Source organism: Neptunomonas sp. ABH4_499, from assembly GCF_056160565.1.
In genome coordinates, this window is the sequence record NZ_JBSWXK010000013.1 from 51,872 (window position 1) to 71,690 (window position 19,819).

At 50.8% G+C, this 19,819-nt stretch carries 15 protein-coding genes; 1 reads left to right on the forward strand and 14 read right to left on the reverse strand.

The annotated features are described in order from the left end of the window. Nucleotides 1–61 precede the first annotated feature (61 nt). From sthA to ACXAF9_RS13915, 10 genes are all read right to left on the reverse strand, one after another. Nucleotides 62–1,462 carry a Si-specific NAD(P)(+) transhydrogenase gene (gene sthA, locus ACXAF9_RS13870; protein WP_475075281.1) on the reverse strand — a complete coding sequence of 467 codons (1,401 nt, stop codon included), beginning with the start codon at nucleotides 1,460–1,462 and terminating at the stop codon, nucleotides 62–64. A 57-nt stretch (nucleotides 1,463–1,519) separates the two neighbouring features. Next, nucleotides 1,520–1,729 (reverse strand): (Na+)-NQR maturation NqrM, encoded by a 210-nt coding sequence (nqrM, locus tag ACXAF9_RS13875; protein WP_475075343.1) that lies wholly within the window; start codon nucleotides 1,727–1,729, stop codon nucleotides 1,520–1,522. Between the two features lie 58 nt (nucleotides 1,730–1,787). Beyond that, nucleotides 1,788–2,828 (reverse strand): FAD:protein FMN transferase, encoded by a 1,041-nt coding sequence (locus ACXAF9_RS13880; protein ID WP_475075282.1) that lies wholly within the window; start codon nucleotides 2,826–2,828, stop codon nucleotides 1,788–1,790. Nucleotides 2,829–2,834: 6 nt separating this feature from the next. Further along, nucleotides 2,835–4,064, reverse strand: coding sequence for an NADH:ubiquinone reductase (Na(+)-transporting) subunit F (gene nqrF / locus ACXAF9_RS13885; protein ID WP_475075283.1), 1,230 nt, complete (start codon nucleotides 4,062–4,064; stop codon nucleotides 2,835–2,837). 40 nt (nucleotides 4,065–4,104) lie between these two features. Further along, on the reverse strand, nucleotides 4,105–4,713 hold the full coding sequence (gene nqrE, locus ACXAF9_RS13890) for an NADH:ubiquinone reductase (Na(+)-transporting) subunit E (RefSeq protein ID WP_475075284.1): 609 nt from the start codon (nucleotides 4,711–4,713) through the stop codon (nucleotides 4,105–4,107). After that, nucleotides 4,713–5,378, reverse strand: a complete 666-nt coding sequence (locus tag ACXAF9_RS13895; RefSeq protein WP_475075285.1) for an NADH:ubiquinone reductase (Na(+)-transporting) subunit D — start codon at nucleotides 5,376–5,378, stop codon at nucleotides 4,713–4,715. The genes nqrE and ACXAF9_RS13895 overlap by 1 nt, the downstream gene beginning before the upstream one ends. Nucleotides 5,379–5,381: 3 nt before the next feature. Further along, nucleotides 5,382–6,161 (reverse strand): Na(+)-translocating NADH-quinone reductase subunit C, encoded by a 780-nt coding sequence (locus ACXAF9_RS13900; RefSeq protein WP_475075286.1) that lies wholly within the window; start codon nucleotides 6,159–6,161, stop codon nucleotides 5,382–5,384. Then, on the reverse strand, nucleotides 6,151–7,362 hold the full coding sequence (locus tag ACXAF9_RS13905; protein WP_475075287.1) for an NADH:ubiquinone reductase (Na(+)-transporting) subunit B: 1,212 nt from the start codon (nucleotides 7,360–7,362) through the stop codon (nucleotides 6,151–6,153). Before ACXAF9_RS13905 ends, ACXAF9_RS13900 begins: the two co-directional genes overlap by 11 nt. A 12-nt stretch (nucleotides 7,363–7,374) precedes the next feature. Then, a complete protein-coding gene (locus tag ACXAF9_RS13910; protein WP_475075288.1) occupies nucleotides 7,375–8,718 on the reverse strand; it encodes a Na(+)-translocating NADH-quinone reductase subunit A in 1,344 nt (447 codons plus the stop codon). 330 nt (nucleotides 8,719–9,048) lie between these two features. Beyond that, the gene (locus ACXAF9_RS13915; protein ID WP_475075289.1) at nucleotides 9,049–10,485 is read right to left on the reverse strand and encodes a glyceraldehyde-3-phosphate dehydrogenase; all 1,437 of its coding nucleotides are present in this window, start codon (nucleotides 10,483–10,485) and stop codon (nucleotides 9,049–9,051) included. Nucleotides 10,486–10,676: 191 nt separating this feature from the next. On the opposite strand from ACXAF9_RS13915, the gene mfd reads away from it, so the two are divergent. After that, entirely contained in the window at nucleotides 10,677–14,132 is a 3,456-nt protein-coding gene (gene mfd, locus ACXAF9_RS13920; protein WP_475075290.1) for a transcription-repair coupling factor, read from the forward strand. A gap of 34 nt (nucleotides 14,133–14,166) precedes the next feature. Here mfd and cydC read toward each other — a convergent pair whose 3' ends face one another. From cydC to nagZ, 4 genes are read right to left on the reverse strand one after another with little or no spacing between them, the layout of a single operon-like run. Further along, nucleotides 14,167–15,897 (reverse strand): thiol reductant ABC exporter subunit CydC, encoded by a 1,731-nt coding sequence (gene cydC / locus ACXAF9_RS13925; RefSeq protein ID WP_475075291.1) that lies wholly within the window; start codon nucleotides 15,895–15,897, stop codon nucleotides 14,167–14,169. Next, complete coding sequence (gene cydD / locus ACXAF9_RS13930; RefSeq protein ID WP_475075292.1) at nucleotides 15,890–17,620, reverse strand: thiol reductant ABC exporter subunit CydD; 1,731 nt, start codon at nucleotides 17,618–17,620, stop codon at nucleotides 15,890–15,892. Before cydD ends, cydC begins: the two co-directional genes overlap by 8 nt. Then, a complete protein-coding gene (locus tag ACXAF9_RS13935; RefSeq protein WP_475075293.1) occupies nucleotides 17,621–18,781 on the reverse strand; it encodes a mechanosensitive ion channel family protein in 1,161 nt (386 codons plus the stop codon). A 28-nt stretch (nucleotides 18,782–18,809) separates the two neighbouring features. Beyond that, complete coding sequence (gene nagZ / locus ACXAF9_RS13940) at nucleotides 18,810–19,817, reverse strand: beta-N-acetylhexosaminidase (protein WP_475075294.1); 1,008 nt, start codon at nucleotides 19,815–19,817, stop codon at nucleotides 18,810–18,812. Between the last annotated feature and the right edge of the window lie 2 nt (nucleotides 19,818–19,819).

Below are 19,819 nucleotides of genomic sequence, written 5' to 3' on the forward strand. Positions count from 1 at the left end.
AAGCAAAAGGGAGCAATCCTGCTCCCTTGTCGTACGCTATGATCTGACGCTAAGTTACTTTTTACAAGTTGGCAATGCGATTTAGCCCTGCAATAGCTGCAACACGGTAGGCTTCGGCCATTGTAGGGTAGTTGAAAGTCGTATTGACAAAATACTCAATGGTATTTGCCGTACCTTCTTGACGCATAATCGCCTGACCGATGTGAACGATCTCGGAAGCTTGGTCACCAAAGCAGTGGATACCCAAAATCGCCAACGTCTCACGATGGAACAGGATTTTCAGCATACCGACCGGCTGGCTCGAAATCTGCGCACGCGCCGTATCTTTAAAGAACGCCTGACCCACTTCGTAAGGGACTTTCTCGCGTGTGAGCTCCTCTTCGGTTTTACCGATAGAGCTGATCTCTGGGATGGTATAGATACCCGTTGGTACATCATTGATGTAACGGAAGTGATCCGCCCCCACAAGATCCGCCGCCGCAGAACGACCTTGGTCAAGCGCCGCAGACGCTAAGCTTGGCCAACCAATCACGTCACCCGCTGCATAAATGTGCGGCAGTTTCGTGCGGTAATGATCATCCACCTCTAATTGACCACGGCTGTTAGCTTCAAGGCCCGCCGCTTCAATATTAAGGTTATCGGTGTTACCAGTACGGCCGTTACACCACAAGAACGCATCAGCGCGGATACGCTTGCCCGACTTCATGTTCAAGATCACACCGTGATCATCACCTTCAACGCTCTCGTATTCTTCGTTGTGGCGGATTTTTACCGCGGTATTACGCAAGTGGTAACTCAGCGCATCGGAAATCTCACCATCCAAGAACGACAGCAAGCGATCACGTGTATCGATCAGATCCACTTTTACACCCAAACCACTGAAGATAGAGGCGTATTCGCAACCGATAACACCGGCACCGTAGATGATTAAGGTACGCGGGGTGTGATTCAGTTTCAGAATCGAGTCGGAGTTGTAGATACGCGGGTGGTTAAAGTCGATGTCCGGTGGGCAGTAAGGACGGGAACCGGTCGCGATCACAATGTTTTCAGCTTTCAGGGTTTCATTGCCTGAAGCGGTCCCTTTAACGACGATGGTGTTTTGGTCCTGGAACTCAGCATGACCAAAGAACACGTCCACACGGTTGCGCGCATAAAAGTTGGTACGCAGCATAACTTGGTTAGAGATCACCTTTTCAGCGCGGGTTAACACTTTTGAAAATGAGAACCAGCGTGGTTCACCGATATCACGGAACATAGGGTTCGTGTTGAATTCGATGATCTGCTTAACCGAGTGACGAAGGGCTTTAGATGGGATGGTTCCTTTGTGGGTACAGTTACCGCCCACGGCATCCTGCTCCTCAATGATAGCGACTCGACGACCGTGTTTGACGGCATTCATCGCAGCGCCTTCACCGGCAGGTCCTGAGCCGATTACCACCACATCATACTCATATACAGCCATTCACATCCCCTTATTCTACTCTGTTGCTCAGATTATTGTTCGTCGTACAAGACGACCTTATTTTGATTTCAGCTCGTAACCTAAAGACGCATCTTGACCGTCTTTTTGCTGTTTTAATTGTTCGATACGACGCTGCTTTTCATCTTCATCATCACAGATGGCTTTATCGCCACCACAAATATCACATGCCGTATCCATGCCCAGTGCTGCCATACCGCCACACGAGCCAGAAATAGGTTTACGTCCCAACAGGACACCGACCGACATCGCCAAGACAATCAGCAATAATCCGGACAGTACAAAAACGAAAATCTCCACAGTAACCTCACTTGACCAATCGAGCTTTGAAGCCGTCGGTCATCATTTCTTTGAAACCGTTCTCTGATTTTACTATAAAAAACGCGTCAATCTTATGCTCAATTGCGTATTGCATCGCTTTCTCTTCACCCATCACGGTAAAGGCCGTTGCCAAAGCATCGGCTTCAGCACAGGTATCACTGAGCACCGTCACCGAAGCCAGCTTATGCGTTATTGGCTTTCCGGTCGATGGATCAATCGTATGAGAGTAACGCACGCCTTGATCTTCAAAGTAGTTGCGATAATCACCCGAAGTAGCAATACCTGTATCACTGACATGAACAATCTGCTGCACGCTGTGCATCACAGAAGCAGGACTTTCAATGGCAATACGCCAGGTTTCGCCATTGGGCTTAAGACCTGATGCGCGAAGCTCGCCACCAATCTCAACGAGGTAACGAGTAATTCCCTCTTTTTCCAACACGTGTGCGACTTGATCGACACCGTAACCTTTCGCAATGGCGGACAAGTCGACGTACAGATCGGCTTTCTTGGTGATCTCTTGTGTATCGGCATTCAGAAGCAGCTTTTGATACCCGATGCGCTCTCTTAAGGCATCAACGGTCTGCTCATCGGGCGCTTTCACCACACGACCGTCTGGCCCAAAACCCCATAGATTCACCAAAGGACCCACGGTCACATCGAACGCACCGTTAGATCGATCACTGATTTGATGCGCTAAGGATAGAACATCGTACAAACCATCGCTTGCAGTAATGGATGAACCTGCTGGCATCTTATTAAACAGAGACAACTCAGAATCAGGAATGTAGGTCGACATTGAAGCGTTAACGGCTTTGAGTTCGCGCTCAAACTTTTGAAAAAGGTCTTCTTTACGAGACTCGTCAGTATCGACCCATTTTACGGAGTAGGTTGTGCCCATCGTGCTCCCCGACACACCTACAATTTGTTCCTGAGATTGTGATGCTTCTTGAGAGCAACCGACCAGAAACAAAAAGGCCAGCAGCAGAGCTGCCGGCCAATTCGGGATACGTTTAAAGGTATCCATCAAGGCTTAACCACCGAAGTCGTCAAGGAAGATATTGTCGCGTTCAACACCCAGATCCAATAGCATCTGGATGACGGCCGCGTTCATCATTGGAGGCCCACACATGTAGTACTCACAATCTTCCGGCGCTTCGTGATCTTTCAAGTACTGTTCGTACAGCACATTGTGGATGAAGCCAGTCAGACCATCCCAGTTATCTTCTGGCAGAGGATCGGACAGAGCCAAGTGCCAGTTAAAGTTCGGGTTTTCTTCCTGCAGTTGATCGTACTCTTCGTTGTAGAAACACTCACGAAGAGAACGAGCACCGTACCAGAAAGAGATCTTACGAGTCGATTTCAGACGCTTAAGCTGATCGAAGATGTGGGAACGCATAGGCGCCATACCCGCACCACCACCGATGAAGACCATCTCGTTATCGGTATCTTTGGCGAAGAACTCACCAAACGGTCCGTAAACAGTGATCTTATCACCTGGCTTCAAGCTAAAGACGTACGAAGACATCTGACCTGGTGGCAAGTGATCTTTACCCGGAGGTGGAGACGCAATACGGATATTGAACTTAACAATACCCTTCTCTTCTGGGTAGTTCGCCATTGAGTAAGCACGGATAACAGGCTCAGTTACCTTAGATACGTACTTCCACTGGTTAAACTTATCCCAGTCGCCACGGTACTCTTCTTCGATGTCGAAATCTTTGTAGTGTACTTCGTGTGGTGGCGCTTCTAGCTGAACATAACCACCTGCACGGAAGTCTACGTTTTCGCCTTCAGGCAAACGCAGCGTCAGTTCTTTGATGAAAGTTGCAACGTTCGGGTTAGAATCAACCGTACATTCCCACTTTTTAACACCAAAGATCTCTTCTTCCAGCTCGATGTTCATGTCTTGCTTAACCGCAACCTGACACGACAGACGCCAGCCTTGTTTCGCTTCTTTCATTGTGAAGTGCGATTCTTCGGTTGGTAGCATAGAGCCACCGCCGTCAAGAACCTGACACTTACACTGCGCACAAGTACCACCGCCACCGCACGCTGACGGTACGAAGATACCTGCACCTGCTAGGGTTTGCAGCAATTTGCCACCTGCAGGCACAGTGATCGATTTTTCAGGATCTTCGTTGATGTGAATCGTCACATCACCGGAGCTTACCAATTTTGAGCGGGCTGCCAGAATTACCGCGACCAGTGCAAGCACTACCACGGTAAACATGACAACGCCGAGAACGATTTCAGCATTCATGGGCTTAATCCATCCTTCTGTTGATCATGTCTGAGCAGAATTACAGCTGTACGCCAGAGAACGACATGAAGCCAAGAGACATCAAACCAACAGTGATGAAGGTAATGCCAAGGCCACGCAGTCCAGCTGGAACGTCGCTGTATTTCAGTTTTTCACGGATACCTGCCAGGGCTGTAATCGCCAGCGCCCAACCAAGACCCGCACCCACGCCGTACACAACAGACTCACCGAAGTTGTAGTCACGCTCTACCATGAAGAGCGCCGCACCCATGATGGCGCAGTTTACGGTGATCAATGGTAGGAAGACACCCAGCGAGTTGTAAAGCGCAGGGAAGAACTTATCCAATACCATTTCAAGGATCTGTACCATTGCAGCGATAACGCCGATGTACGAGATGTAACCCAAGAAGCTCAGATCAACTTCAGGGTAACCCGCCCAAGCCAGTGCGCCTTCACGCAGCAGACCGTTGTACAACAGGTTGTTAACCGGCGTAGTGATCGCCAGTACTACGATAACCGCAATACCCAGACCAATCGCCGTTTGTACTTTCTTGGAGATCGCCAAAAACGTACACATCCCCAAGAAGAAAGCCAATGCCATGTTCTCAACGAACACCGCTTTTACGAACAAGCTAATGTACTGTTCCATTACGCATGGCCTCCCTTGCTGTTAGGAGCAATCTCAAACTCAGGCTCTTCGACTTGCTTCTTGTCGTACGTACGAATCAACCAGATCATCAGGCCGATAACGAAGAACGCACTTGGAGGAAGCAACATCAAACCGTTCGCTTGATACCAACCGCCATCATTGACCAGAGGCAGCACCTCAATGCCGAACAACTTGCCAGAACCGAACAGTTCACGGAAGAAGCCAACAAACAGCAGTACCGCACCGTAGCCTAGACCGTTACCGATACCGTCCATGAACGAAAGACCCGGAGGGTTTTTCATCGCGAACGCTTCTGCACGACCCATTACGATACAGTTCGTAATGATCAGACCAACGAATACCGAAAGCTGCTTGGACACATCGTAAGCCACGGCTTTCAGAATTTGGTCAACCACGATTACCAAAGACGCGATGATGGTCATCTGCGCAATGATACGAACGCTGTTAGGGATTTGGTTACGGATGATTGAGATAAACAGATTCGAGAACGCTGTTACCGCGGTTACCGCAAGCGCCATTACCAGCGCTGTGTTCATGTTAGACGTTACCGCCAGAGCCGAACAGATACCCAAGATTTGCAAAGCAATCGGGTTATTCTTAACGACCGGGCTGACTAAAACGTCCTTAGTGGTAGGATTAGCCATTGATTATGCCTCCCCTGCTTTCAAGTTCTTAAGGAAAGGCGCGTAACCGTTTTTACCCATCCAGAATTGAACCAAGTGCGTTACACCATTACTGGTCAGAGTTGCACCAGAAAGACCGTCTACTTTGTGCTCTGCATCTGGTGTAGAGCTATCCACTGAACCTTTAATCAGGTGAAGCTCAGGGTCCCAAGTACCCTCTTCGTAGACTTTTTTGCCTTCCCAAAGCGCTTTCCAGTTCGGGTTATCCACTTCACCACCCAAACCTGGCGTTTCAGCGTGGGAGTAGAAACCAAGACCAACCACTGTGTTCAAGTCACCTTCCAGTGCCATGAAACCGTACAGAGTTGACCACAGACCGTACCCTTTTACTGGAAGAATGATGCGGTCCAATTGACCTTCGTTTTCAACCAAGTAAACGGTTTGGTAACGCGCCTGACGCTTGATCGAAGCGATGTCTTCATCACGGCTTAATGCCTCAGACATAGCCGGATCTTTCGACGCTTTCGCCGCATCATACGTGTTTGGATCTACATCGTCGGTGAACTTACCGGTTTCAAGATCAACCACTTTAGTCGTGATTTTCTTGAAGGCTTCATCGACAGAAACACCGTTACCACCCAGACCAGCTGCGGCCAAGATGTTGCTTTTACGGTCCAACTCTTTGTTGGCAACTTGCTGTGGCTTTAACAAAACCGCTGCAGACGATACAACGACCGAGCAGGCAACACACAGCAGGACAGTCACAAGAATCGTGCGACCGATTGTATCCTTTTTAGCTGACATTACGTGCCACCCTCCGCTTGATATTAGCCTGTACAACAAAGTTGTCGATCAGCGGTGCAAACAAGTTGGCAAACAGAATTGCCAGCATCATGCCTTCTGGGAAAGCTGGGTTTACAACACGGATCAGGATCACCATGATGCCGATCAGAGCACCAAAGAACCACTTACCTTTGTTCGTCATAGACGCAGAAACCGGATCGGTTGCCATAAAGAACATACCGAACGCGAAACCACCCAGTACGAAGTGCCACCAGAATGGCAGACCGAACATTGGGTTTGTTTCTGAACCAATGGCATTGAGCAGAAGCGACATACCCGCCATACCCAGGAAGACACCTGCCACAATGCGCCACGCAGCGATACGTGTCAGCACCAGCAAGCCACCACCAATCAGGATAGCCAGGGTTGAAGTCTCACCCATCGAACCTTGGATTTTGCCCAAGAAAGCATCGAACCAAGTGATGTTGTTAGACAGGATAGCGTCGACACCGCCTGCAGCAGCCATACCCAGAGGGGTAGCGCCAGAGAAACCATCAACAGCCGTCCAGATCGCATCGCCCGACATTTGTGCAGGGTATGCAAAGAATAGGAAGGCACGACCTGTCAGTGCAGGGTTCAGGAAGTTTTTACCTGTACCACCGAACACCTCTTTACCGATCACAACACCAAAGGTGATGCCCAGCGCTACTTGCCATAGAGGAATGGTAGGCGGCAGGATCAGAGAGAACAGGATCGAGGTTACGAAGAAACCTTCGTTGACTTCGTGACCGCGCTTCATCGCGAACAGCACTTCCCAGAAACCGCCCACAACAAAGGTGACCGCGTAAACCGGGAGCCAATACACAGCACCATGGACAATGTTGGCCCATATGCTGTTAGGGTCGAAGCCGCCGCCGATGGACGCAATGATGGCGCCGCGTACACCTTCAAGCTCGGTGATGCCCATTGTTGCCATCGCCGTGTTTGCTTGGTAACCGATGTTCCACAAACCTGCGAAAACCGCTGGGAATGTGCACATCCAAACCGTGATCATCATACGTTTCAGGTCAAGACCGTCACGTACGTGTGCTCCAGACTTTGTTACAGAGCCTGGCGTATAGAAGATGGTATCAACCGCTTCGTAAAGCGCGTACCAATTTTCATACTTGCCGCCTTTATGAAAGTGCGGCTCCATTTTATGGAGGATATTTCTGATGCTCATACGCAGCCTCGCTTAGGTCTCTTTCTCGATGCGCGCCAGATTGTCGCGAAGGATTGGGCCGTACTCGTACTTACCTGGGCAAGCGAAAGAGCAAAGCGCTAAATCTTCTTCGTCTAACTCTAGGCAGCCTAGTTGCATCGCGGTCACGATGTCACCTGTTACCAAAGAGCGCAGCAGCTGAGTCGGCAGAATATCCAATGGCATCAAACGCTCGAATTGACCCGCAGGTACCATCGCACGCTCAGAACCGTTCGTTGTCGTCGTGAAGTCAAACTTCTTAGAGCGGCTCATGAATGATGCATAGATATTCATGATAGAGAACTTATTACCACCTGGAGACAACCAGCCCATAAATTCACGGTTGTTACCCTCTTCCAGCAAACTTACTTGGTTCGCATAACGACCCAAGAAGTTAAGACCTTCCGTTACTGTACGACCATTCCATACAGAACCAGAGATAACACGTGCATTATCAGACGCCAGTTGACCTGTTATCAGGTCATCTAGGTTAGCACCTAGACGCGTTTTAACGATGGTAGGCTTTTTCGCAACAGGGCCTGCAACGGAGACCAAACGCTCTGTAAACAGACGACCTTCGGTAAAGAGTTTACCGATTGCGACAACATCCTGAGCACCGATGTACCAAACAAACTTTTGGCGAGCCACAGGGTCAAGATAGTGGATGTGAGTACCAGGGTTACCCGCAGGGTGAATACCAGCAAACTCTTCTGTTTTAACGCCAGCAACGCTTGGTACGTCTGTACCCGGTGCTTTACATACAAAGACGTCTTTTTCAGGAAGCTTAGCCAGAACCTTTAAGCCGTTTTCGAAATCTTTCGCGTACTCTTTAATGAACAGAGTTGGATCAGCAGCCAAAGGATTGGTATCCATCGCTGTGACAAAGATTGAAGACGGAGTGGTATTTACCGCAGGAACTTTACTGAATGGACGCGTACGCAACGCTGTCCACATGCCTGACGCCTGCAAGTTTTCTACAACCTGTTCACGCGTCAAACCATCAAGACCAGCCGCATCGTACTTCGCGAATTCGACCGCTTCTTCTTGATCATCCAGATCAATTACAACCGACAGCAATGCACGGCGTTCGCCACGATTAATCGCAGAAACGACACCGGCACCTGGTGCAGTAAACTGAACACCTTCTGTTTTTTTATCGGTAAAGATCAATTGACCGAGTTTAACTCGATCTCCCACCTTGACGGCCATTGTTGGTTTCATACCAACATAATCAGGCCCGCTCACGGCGACCGAACGAATAACCGGCGAATCAGATGAAACCACCTGTTCCGGCGCACCCGTTATCGGCAGATCCAGACCTTTAGTGATCTTGATCATACACCTCACCCAAACACTAAAAAAATTTTCAGGGCTGGTTTTCGTAGTGTTTCAGATAACGGAAGAGGACAGGCTATAGGGCAAGTTTTCAACCGCTTCTGATTTTTTTATTTCCGAAAACCCATTACCCCACCAAAAAACCTGTCAATTATACCTGAGCGCCCCTGTTCTTATCTACAAACAGCCTAGTCAAATACCCACCCGACTGTTGAGTGATTAACCAACCAGCTTAGATTTTTTAGTTATAAAAAAATAAAAAAATATAATATATGCGAAATATTACAAAAAAAGCCGCACATTGGCGGCTTTTTGATCAATTGAAAACGACGCTTATTTTTTCGCTTTCGGGAATGCAGGCAGTGTCACTTTTGCCATGTATTGCGCCATACGGATAACCTGGCAGCTGTAACCAAATTCGTTATCGTACCAAACGTACAATACGCAACGGTTGCCATCAGCGATGGTCGCCAGAGCATCAACAACACCTGCAGCACGCGAACCCACGAAGTCGGTAGAAACCGCTTCTGGTGAGTTGCTGTAGTCCACTTGCTTTTGCAAAGGTGAGTGCAGAGCGATATCACGCAGGTAGTCGTTCAGCTCGTCACGGTTGGTTTCTTTACCCAAGTTTAGGTTCAGAATCGCCATGGATACGTTTGGTGTCGGAACACGAATCGCATTACCAGTCAGTTTACCTTCCATTTCTGGCAGGGCTTTAGAAACCGCTTTCGCCGCACCTGTTTCGGTCAGAACCATGTTCAGACCAGCAGCACGACCACGACGATCACCTTTGTGGTAGTTGTCGATTAGGTTTTGGTCGTTGGTGTAAGAGTGAACCGTTTCAACGTGACCGTTCTCAACGCCAAAGCGATCGTTAACCGCTTTCAGGATTGGAGTAATCGCGTTTGTGGTGCACGATGCCGCCGACAAGACCAGATCTTCATCAGTGATGTCGTGGTGGTTAACACCCATTACGATGTTTTTAACGCCTTTACCAGGAGCGGTCAGCAATGCACGAGCAACGCCTTTCGCTTTCAGGTGCAAAGACAGACCTTCGTTGTCACGCCAGATACCCGTGTTGTCGATTACCACGGCATTATCGATGCCGTATTGAGTGTAATCCACTTGATCTGGACCGTCAGAGAAGATCACTTGAATCTCATTGCCGTTAGCAATGATCATGTTGCGCTCTTCGTCAACTTGGATAGTGCCTTTGAATGAACCGTGAACCGAATCACGACGCAGCAAGCTAGCACGTTTTTCTAGGTCGTTCGCAGCCTTACCTTTGCGAACAACGATGGCACGCAGGCGCAGTGATTGACCACCACCTGTGCGTTCGATCAGCAGACGCGCCAACAGACGACCGATACGGCCAAAACCGTAAAGAACAACATCTGTACCTTGACGCTCGTCAGCACCGATAACGGTTGCCAGCTCTTCTTCTAGGAACGCCTGAAGGCTACGGCCATTGCCTTCTTTACGATACTTAACGGCCAGCTTTCCGATATCAACGTGTGCGCTTTTAACGTCCAGCGCTTCCAGTGCTTCCAGCACAGGGTAGGTATCAAGGACAGTCAGCTCTTCTGCCTCGATTTGTCGTGCAAAGCGGTGTGCTTTGATAACGTCAATAACGGAACGCTTTACGATCAAACGACCGTAAACAGAAGTCTCAACATTACGATCACGGTACAAACGACCGACCATCGGAATCATCGACTCTGCAGTTGCTTCGCGTTCTTTCCAATCAGCGAATACTTGATTTTGGCTCACGGGTTTCTCCAACTTAACTCTAGGCATATTTTGAATGCGGGGCGTATTATCCCTATTTCCCCCCAAGGCGGCAAATTAACCTGAGTATACTTTAGCCCGATAGCGACAAAAGCACTTTAGTATCGCTTTGCCGATCAAACCGTTACCATTAGAAATCGTTTTTTAGGATACCCTTGTTCAGGAGAGTGACAGTGACCGAATCGGTCTTTCAACTGCCTACCCAAGCCGGTGACAGCAAATGGATCGGCCAAGCCCATCAAAGCGCCAAAGGCTGGATTATCGCCCAAGCGGCCAAACACCATAAAGGCGTGATTCTGGTAACGACCAAGAACAGCGACAGCGCCGCCCTACTCGAAAGTGAAATCCGTTTTTACGCGGGCCAAAAAGCCCCGGATATACTGCCCTTCCCCGACTGGGAAACCTTGCCATACGACGGATTCTCGCCCCATCAAGACATCACTTCCGAGCGCATCAGTACACTGAACCGCCTAGGCAGCATTAAGCAAGGGATTGTCATTGTACCCGTAAGCACCTTGATGCACCGATTGTCGCCAGCAAGCTTTTTACAAGCACACTCCTTGATGCTCGATAAAGGCCAGACACTGGACCTTGAGCAACTGCGCGAGCGCCTAACCGATGCAGGATACCGCGCGGTCGAAACCGTCTACGAACATGGTGAGTTTGCTGTGCGCGGCTCGATTGTGGATCTCTTCCCGATGGGATCAGACCACCCATACCGGATCGACCTCTTTGATGACGAGATCGACACCCTACGCACCTTTGACCCAGAGACGCAGCGCTCCTTGGATCAAATGGACAAGATCCGCTTACTGCCTGCTCGTGAATTCCCACTCACCGATGCCGCCATTTCGCACTTTAAACAGCAATGGCGCGCCGAGTTTGATGTGGATTATCGCCGCTGCCCTATTTATCAAGACATCTCTCAAGGCATGGCACCGGCGGGTATTGAGTATTATCTGCCGTTTTTCTTTGAATCAACCGCCACCTTGTTTGACTACCTATCCAAGGACACACTGGTCATTCTTGAGGACGGTGTCGACTCGATGGCCGAGCAGTTTTTCCGAGACGCAAGCACCCGCTACGAAGATCGACGTCACGACATCGAACGCCCAATTCTTGAACCCTCGCGCCTATTCCTTCGCTTTGAGGAGTTGTTCTTATCGTTTAAAGCATTTCGCCGATTAAACCTAACCACTGACCCGACCACCGAGGGCAGTGGGCGCTCTAACCTGCCGTGTGAAAACACCGCCGACCTTGGCGTGAATGCGCAGGCTCAGCAGCCACTTGGCAAATTGATCCAGTACATGAAGGATCACCCCAACGAACGCTGGTTATTCTGCGCCGAGTCCGCAGGGCGTAAAGAGTCTTTAATCGAGTTACTAACCAAGGCCAGCATCCAGCCGGATTCGGTCAAGCACTGGTCAGAGTTTGAAAGCGGCAAGCAAAGCATCGCCATTACCACCTACCCTTTGGATCGCGGCCTAAACATGCCGAACGCCTTCCAAGTGGTGACCGAGTCCATGCTGTTTGGTCGACAGGTGTTCCAACGTCGACGCCGCGCCCGCGAAAAAGATCAATCCGACCTTGTCATTCGCAACTTGGCCGAGCTGCAACCCAACGCTCCCGTGGTGCACATTGATCACGGTGTAGGGCGCTATTTAGGTTTGGAAACGATCGAACTCGATGGCCAGAAGAACGAGTTTGTAGCACTCAGCTATGCCAATGATGCCAAGCTGTACGTGCCAGTATCTTCACTGCACCTGATCAGCCGTTACAGTGGCGCCTCCGATGAGCTTGCCCCACTTCACCGACTAGGCACCGAGCAGTGGAGCAAAGCGCGCCAAAAAGCGGCCGAGAAAATTCGAGATACCGCCGCCGAACTTCTGGATATTTACGCACGTCGTGCCGCACGCGTTGGCTTTACTTTTACCAACCCGAAAGAGGATTACCGCCTCTTTGCATCGAGCTTCCCGTTTGAGGAAACGCCCGATCAGGAAACCGCGATTAAAGCGGTGATCAATGACATGACCTCCCCGCAGCCGATGGATCGTCTGGTGTGTGGTGATGTGGGCTTTGGTAAAACCGAAGTGGCAATGCGTGCGGCCTTCGTTGCGGTGCAAAGCAGTAAACAAGTGGCCATCTTGGTACCCACAACCCTGCTGGCACAGCAACACTTTGAGAACTTCCGTGACCGTTTTGCTGACTGGCCAGTCACCGTGGAGCTGATCTCCCGATTTAGAACCGCCAAACAGCAATCGGCTGTGATTGAGCGACTCAACCAAGGCGAGATCGATATCATTGTTGGCACGCATAAACTGCTGCAAACCGATATCCAGTTTAAAAACTTAGGCCTTGTGATCATCGATGAGGAACACCGCTTCGGTGTGCAGCAAAAAGAGCGCTTGAAATCCCTCCGCTCGGAGGTTGATATCCTGACCATGACCGCAACGCCGATTCCACGGACGTTGAACATGGCCATGTCGGGGATGCGAGATCTGTCCATCATCGCAACACCACCGGCGCGCCGCTTAGCCGTTAAAACCTTCGTTCGTGAAGATGACCCAAAATTGGTCAAAGAAGCCATCCTACGGGAGCTGCTGCGCGGTGGTCAGGTGTATTACCTGCACAACGAAGTTAAAACCATCGAGAAAGTCGGTGAGGAGCTAAGAGCCCTCGTGCCTGAAGCCCGCATCGGCATTGGTCACGGCCAAATGCGCGAGCGTGAGCTTGAGCAGGTGATGTCCGATTTTTATCACAAGCGCTATAACGTACTGCTCAGCACCACCATCATCGAAACCGGCATCGATGTCCCGAACGCCAACACCATCATTATTGATCGGGCCGATAAGTTTGGCTTAGCGCAACTGCACCAATTACGAGGCCGTGTGGGCCGCTCGCATCACCAGGCATACGCGTATCTTTTAACGCCGCACCCTAAATCGGTGTCAGCGGATGCGCAAAAACGCCTGGAAGCGATCTCTATGGCTGAGGATTTGGGCGCAGGCTTCACACTGGCCACGCATGACCTTGAAATTCGTGGCGCAGGTGAATTACTGGGTGAGGAGCAAAGCGGACAGATCCAAGGTATTGGCTTTACGCTGTACATGGAGATGCTGGAAGAAGCGATCCAGTCGATTAAAGAAGGCAAAACGCCTAACTTGGACAAACCGCTTAACCACGGTGCTGAGATAAATCTTCGTATCCCGGCGCTGATCCCCGATGATTACTTACCGGATGTGCATAATCGCTTGATCATGTATAAGCGCATCTCGGGGGCGAAGAACGAAACCGAGCTGAAAGAGCTGCAGATCGAGATGATCGACCGCTTCGGTATGCTGCCAGAACAAACGAAAAACCTGTTCCGACAAACCCAGATTAAGCTGACCGCCGATGCACTGGGCATTATCAAATTGGACGCCGGTTCCGCCAGCGGCAAACTGGAGTTTGATACCGAACCAAAAGTCGACCCCTTCACGCTGGTTACCTTGGTTCAGCGCTACCCAACCAAGTTTAAACTGGAAGGAGCAAGCCACCTGAAGTTCATCTTCCCGATGGAGGACAGCGAGGCTCGCTTTAATGCCGTTGAGGGTGTGTTGGAATCACTGGCTACGCCACCTAAAAACTAACGATCTAAAACAAGCGACCTAAAACAAGGGGCCCTCACAACCTTGTGAGACGCCCCTGCTCCATTTGATACACCGCATCAAACTGCGCCCAATCGTGCTGATGGTGTGAAATCATCAGCACCGCTTGTTGGCGCGCTTTCACCCAGTCCAACACATTGCGCTCGATCAGGGCCGCATTCTCTTTATCCACTCCTTCAAAAGGCTCGTCCAGAATCAATAAAGGCGCGTGTTTCAATAACGAGCGTGCTAAAGCTAATCGCTTTCGCTGACCGCCCGATAGATGCTGGCCATTTTCACCAACCATCCGATCCAACCCGCCCGCGGCCTCAAGTTCGGTCCATAGATTGACGGCTTTCAGAGCATCGATCATGGCATCATCGGATAAATCACGACTTGCCAAATACAGGTTATCGCGGACACTTCCGCTGAACAAAGTCACCGGATGCATCATCACCGACATCTGGTCGCGCAGCGCGGTTTCACTCAGCGATGCTATTGAGCACCCTTTTAGAGAGATCTGGCCGGATTCTGGTTCAACAAACCGCGCTAACGCCATGATTAGCGAGCTTTTCCCGCTACCCGAGTGCCCCTTAACGGCCACAATGTCACCGGCGTGCAGTTCAAAATCAACCGACTTTAACGCCGTAAAAGAGCGACCGTTTTCTAAAGGGTAACTCAGGGTTAGATCACGAATACTGAGGCTAAACGGAACCCCTTGGCTTGGCACTTGATCGCCAAATTCTGTCGCGTGACTGACCGATAAAAACGTATCTAAACGCCGCGCGGCCGCCACGGTTTGACCCAAATATTGATACGCCAGTGGCAACACATTAATGGATTCAAACAGCGCAAGACCGGCCAACACAAACATCACCCACAATGGCCCTGTGATGCCCGCTGCATCAACACTCATCTCAAGTACTGGCGAAGGCGCAAGCGCTATCAGCAAGACCAAGATAACAAGGGCCGAGACAACGCCCATCAACGTTTGCCCAATACAGGAGATCGCGACCATCTTTAACTGGGTTTGAGCAAGCTTTACCTCTTGAGCGGCCAGTCGCGCCTTTTGGTCATCCATTCGATTAAAGGAGATCCACTCAGGTAAGGCGGCGATATGCTCCCCCCAAAGATCACGAAACGCTTTTCGATCATCCACCAGCTGCGCACTGAATTTGGATGCCAATCGCGCAAACACCAAAGGGATCACCACTGTGGCCAGCAATAGCAGCACGGCTAAGCCAACACCAGCAAACGGCTGCCACACAGAGACGACCGCAACAGCCACGGCACTTAACACCCAGGCATTCAGCGTTGGGATCATCACCCTTAGGTAGAGGTTATCGAGGGCATCGATGTCTGCCACAAAGCGGGTCAACAAATCCGAAGATCGAAAACGGGAAAGCTGATTAAGCGAGAGCGGCTCAATCGCTTTATACAAGGCCACACGCAGATCCGCCAAGAGCCTAAAGGTCGCCTCATGGGTGACAATGCGCTCAGCGTAACGCCCAGCTGTTCGAGCAATGGCAAAACCGCGCACCCCGGCCCCTGGCGTGTAGTAATTGAAAGATTTGGCCGTGGCTAACGTGACACCCGCTAACGCCGTTGCCGTCAAAAACCAACCGGAGAGCGCCAATAAACCAATACTGGCAATAGCTGTGATTAAGCTAACCAGCCAGCCCAGCGCAATCCAACGGGCTTGGCTTTTCATCATGCCAACATAAGGCAGAAGTACGCGCACCGCCGAGCGCTCTTTAGGATTAGCCATACAGCTGCCCTCCTTTGAGGTGAAGCACACGGTCCACTTGATCTAACCCAGCGGTTCGATGCGTTAACCACACCATCGCCACCTGCCCTTTTAAGGAGGCCAGCGTGTCCAAAATGACCTTTTCGCTGTGCTGATCAAGATGGGCCGTCGGTTCATCCAAAAACCAAACAGACGCCTCCTTGAGGAGCGCCCGTGCAATGCACAAACGCTGAACTTGGCCACCTGAAAGCCCCGTTCCGCCCTCGCCGATGGCCGTATCCAACCCTTGTGGCAGCGCTTGGATGTCGGTTTTAAGACCTGCTCGCTCTAAGGTACGCCATAGCTCATCATCAGATGCGTTTGGCTTAGCAACCTGTAAATTCTCCTTAACTGACCCAAACACCAGTACCGAGTCTTGGCGCAGCCATACCCAATCCATTACCCAATCATCACGAACATCGGCTACCGACTCCCCTGAGCGCACTAGCACTTGCCCTTGCCCTTGCCCAGGGGTGATAAACCCCATCATCAATGAAAGCAACGTACTTTTACCGCTGCCACTTGGGCCCATGATGGCAACCGCCTCACCCTTTTGCAGGGCGAAACTCGCGTTTTGCAGCACCCAAGGTTGATCTTCGGCATAACGGTACGACACATCGTTGAGCGAAATCAGTGCGTTCGAAGCTTGAGGCACAACCCCTTCAGGAAGATGCTCTTGCGATCCCCCTTTCTGTAAAGCGCTCTCTACTGTTTGATCTTCTTTATCCAACAACGCCGCAATGTCAGGGATCGCCGCTTCGGCTTGCGCTTTCGCATGGTAATGCACACCCAGTTCACGCAAGGGAAGATAAAACTCAGGCGCGAGAAGGAGTACAAACAAGGCTGAAGCATACGTAAGTTCTGAACGGTCCGGCCCGATGTTCAGATAACCCAAGAAGGTCATCCCAAGGTAGACCGCGACCAGAGCGATCGAGATGGAGGCAAAAAACTCCAGCACCGCCGACGACAAGAAAGCCAGACGCAGCACCTGCATGGTTTTGATACGAAACCCTGTGGTAGCGCCCTCTACCGCGCGCGCCTGTACTTTGGAGCGATCAAACAGCTTTAAGGTTGGCAACCCACGCACAATATCCAAGAAGAACGCACTTAAATGCGCCAAGGCTTCAAAGTTTTCTTGATTGGCTTTGGCCGCTTTTTTGCCCACCAAAATCATAAACACCGGCACCAAAGGCGCGGTTAATAACAAGATTAACCCGGCCATCCAATTCACCGGAAAGACCGCACACAGCACGATAACCGGCACAATCGAGGCCAAAAACTGCTGGGGCAGATACCGTGCTAACCAACCGTCCAGCGCATCGACCTGCTCTACCAACAAATGACTCCACGCCCCACGCGAGCGCTGCGCTGCAACCACAGGCCCTTGCTGGTGTATGACATCAAACAGCCTTGTGCGAAGTGACGCCCTGACCTTTAGCGACGCCTGAGTCGCCGCATATTCACGAAGGCCACCCAGCAACGAGCGCATGATAATAAGACCCGCAAACAGCGCCAGCCACCCGAGGTTATCGAGAATACCCTGCCCCTCAAAGACCACTCGATTGAGCAGTTCGGTGAGCGCATAAGCTTGCAGAACCACACACACGCCTTGAATTAACCCAACGGACTTAGCAACCGATAAACCTTTTAAGTCCGCCCGGTTAAGTTGCTTTAGAAAGGCCTTGGGGGAGACAGCATCGCTCATTCAGGCTGGCCCTTGCTCTGGTGCTGCCATCCCTGCAAGCTCTGGTGGAAGATTGTCTTTCTCGTTGAACAGGTGCACCGTTGTGGTTGGGAACGCGACTTCAGCCCCATGCCCTTCGATGATGCCCATTACCTGCAAAAGCACATCTTGTTTGATCTCGTGATAACGCACCCAATCCGTTGTTTTCGTGAAGGTGTAGATAAAGAAATCGAGCGACGATGGCGCAAAGGCGTTCAAATTCACAATCATGGTTTGACGCGTATCGATTTCAGGATGCTTGCGAAGCATCGCTTTTACATCCGATACAATCTTATGCACGGTATCAACATCGCAATACCGCACACCGATGGTTTCGTAAATCCGGCGATTGGTCATTCGAGAGGGGTTTTCCACCGAAATACTGGCGAACGTGCTGTTCGGCACATACAAAGGCCGCTTATCAAAGGTGCGAATCCGTGTTAATCGCCAACCGATATCTTCCACTGTACCTTCGATGCTTTTATCCGGTGAGCGAACCCAGTCCCCTACTTTAAAGGGGCGATCCAGATAGATCATTAATCCGCCAAAGAAATTCGCCAGCAAGTCCTTGGCCGCAAAACCGACCGCAATACCACCGATACCGCCAAACGCCAACACCCCAGAAATGCTGTACCCAAAAGTCTGCAGCACCACCAAAGAGACGGTAATGATCAAGGATAAACGGATTAACTTACCAAACGCGCTGACGGTGGTTTCATCCATTTCGGTGTTGATCCCGTTCGGGTCAATCAGCGAGGCCTCAACCGAGCGCACAAAACGGATCAAGAACCAACCAATCATAATGATGATCGATACCCGGCGCACCGGCTCAACCACATCCAACAAGACCGTGCCGGTCGAGGCATCGATCACATCGAAGGCAAGGCTAATACCCATCACCCAGATAAAGACGATCACCGGCTTTCTGGCCGCATCAATCAGAAGGTCATCCCAAACCGTGCGGGTTTTGGATGAAGTATGCGCCAAGTGCTTTAAGAAACGACCTGCAATAAACGCCACCACCAGGGTGACAAACACAATGAAAAAGACTGCGGCAATCCAAGCGTTCTCTTGGTTAAGCGAGAATGTATCAACCACCCACTGCTGAACCGGCTTTAGGAGTTCCTTACCATCCCATTCCATAATTGACCTTACTTCTCTCTCAATGATGTTATGCCCACACAGGGTGTGAACTTAGGGTAGATTTGATCAGCGCTAACTCATCTTGATCGATCTCAACTGGCTTTTTACGAATCCTTTGTACACGCGAATTCATCGGCTGTTGGATCTTATCTAAGTGATGCAACACACGCTCAGCTTGATCAGGCGTATTGCAGACCAGCACCATATCACAGCCCGCATGCAAAGCCGCCTCAGCGCGGGCTTCATAGCCACCAGCCACCGACGCCCCTTCCATACTGAGATCATCGCTGAAAATAATGCCATCAAAACCCAAACGTTTACGCAGTTGATCTTGCAACCAAAACGACGAAAAGCCCGCCGTTTCAGGGACGATCTGCTCGTAAACCACATGCGCTGGCATGATGGCATCTAATCCTTGGTCGATCAGCGCTTTGAAGGGCTGCATATCAAGCTGATCGATCTGCTCAAACGCGCGCTCATCCGTTGGCAGTCCAACATGTGAGTCTACACTGACCCAGCCATGCCCCGGAAAATGCTTACCCGTGGCCGACATACCCGCACGGTGCATCCCTTTCATGAAAGCTCCGGCCAAAGCGATGATCTGCTCGGGCGTTTCGCCAAAGGCGCGATCGCCAATCACGGTGTTACGGCCCAAATTCAAATCCAACACCGGCGCAAAACTGAGATCAATATCGAGCATCACAAGCTCAGAGGCCATCAGATAACCCAGCTGCTGAGCCAAGGTCACGGCGTCCTGCTCAGACTCTTTAAACATTGACACCAAGGTGAACATCGATGGTAAACGGCTAAAGCCTTCTCGAAAACGCTGAACGCGCCCGCCTTCCTGATCCACCGCTATGACGATGTCTGGGTTTACGGCTCGGATCTCGGCCACTAAGTCCGCTAACTGAGAGGGATTGTCATAGTTGCGGGCAAATAAAATCAAGCCGCCAACGTGCGGGTGCGACAATCGGTCGCGCTCAGGATCGATCAGGCTTGTCCCGGCCACATCCAGCATTAAACATCCGCCACTCATGG

Excerpts from the sequence above, each read along its gene's own strand:
- sthA (WP_475075281.1), bottom strand. The coding sequence starts at position 1,462 with ATGGCTGTATATGAGTATGATGTGGTGGTAATCGGCTCAGGACCTGCC.
- nqrM (WP_475075343.1), bottom strand. The coding sequence starts at position 1,729 with ATGTCGGTCGGTGTCCTGTTGGGACGTAAACCTATTTCTGGCTCGTGT.
- ACXAF9_RS13880 (WP_475075282.1), bottom strand. The coding sequence starts at position 2,828 with ATGGATACCTTTAAACGTATCCCGAATTGGCCGGCAGCTCTGCTGCTG.
- nqrF (WP_475075283.1), bottom strand. The coding sequence starts at position 4,064 with ATGAATGCTGAAATCGTTCTCGGCGTTGTCATGTTTACCGTGGTAGTG.
- nqrE (WP_475075284.1), bottom strand. The coding sequence starts at position 4,713 with ATGGAACAGTACATTAGCTTGTTCGTAAAAGCGGTGTTCGTTGAGAAC.
- ACXAF9_RS13895 (WP_475075285.1), bottom strand. The coding sequence starts at position 5,378 with ATGGCTAATCCTACCACTAAGGACGTTTTAGTCAGCCCGGTCGTTAAG.
- ACXAF9_RS13900 (WP_475075286.1), bottom strand. The coding sequence starts at position 6,161 with ATGTCAGCTAAAAAGGATACAATCGGTCGCACGATTCTTGTGACTGTC.
- ACXAF9_RS13905 (WP_475075287.1), bottom strand. The coding sequence starts at position 7,362 with ATGAGCATCAGAAATATCCTCCATAAAATGGAGCCGCACTTTCATAAA.
- ACXAF9_RS13910 (WP_475075288.1), bottom strand. The coding sequence starts at position 8,718 with ATGATCAAGATCACTAAAGGTCTGGATCTGCCGATAACGGGTGCGCCG.
- cydC (WP_475075291.1), bottom strand. The coding sequence starts at position 15,897 with ATGGCTAATCCTAAAGAGCGCTCGGCGGTGCGCGTACTTCTGCCTTAT.
- cydD (WP_475075292.1), bottom strand. The coding sequence starts at position 17,620 with ATGAGCGATGCTGTCTCCCCCAAGGCCTTTCTAAAGCAACTTAACCGG.
- ACXAF9_RS13935 (WP_475075293.1), bottom strand. The coding sequence starts at position 18,781 with ATGGAATGGGATGGTAAGGAACTCCTAAAGCCGGTTCAGCAGTGGGTG.
- nagZ (WP_475075294.1), bottom strand. The coding sequence starts at position 19,817 with ATGAGTGGCGGATGTTTAATGCTGGATGTGGCCGGGACAAGCCTGATC.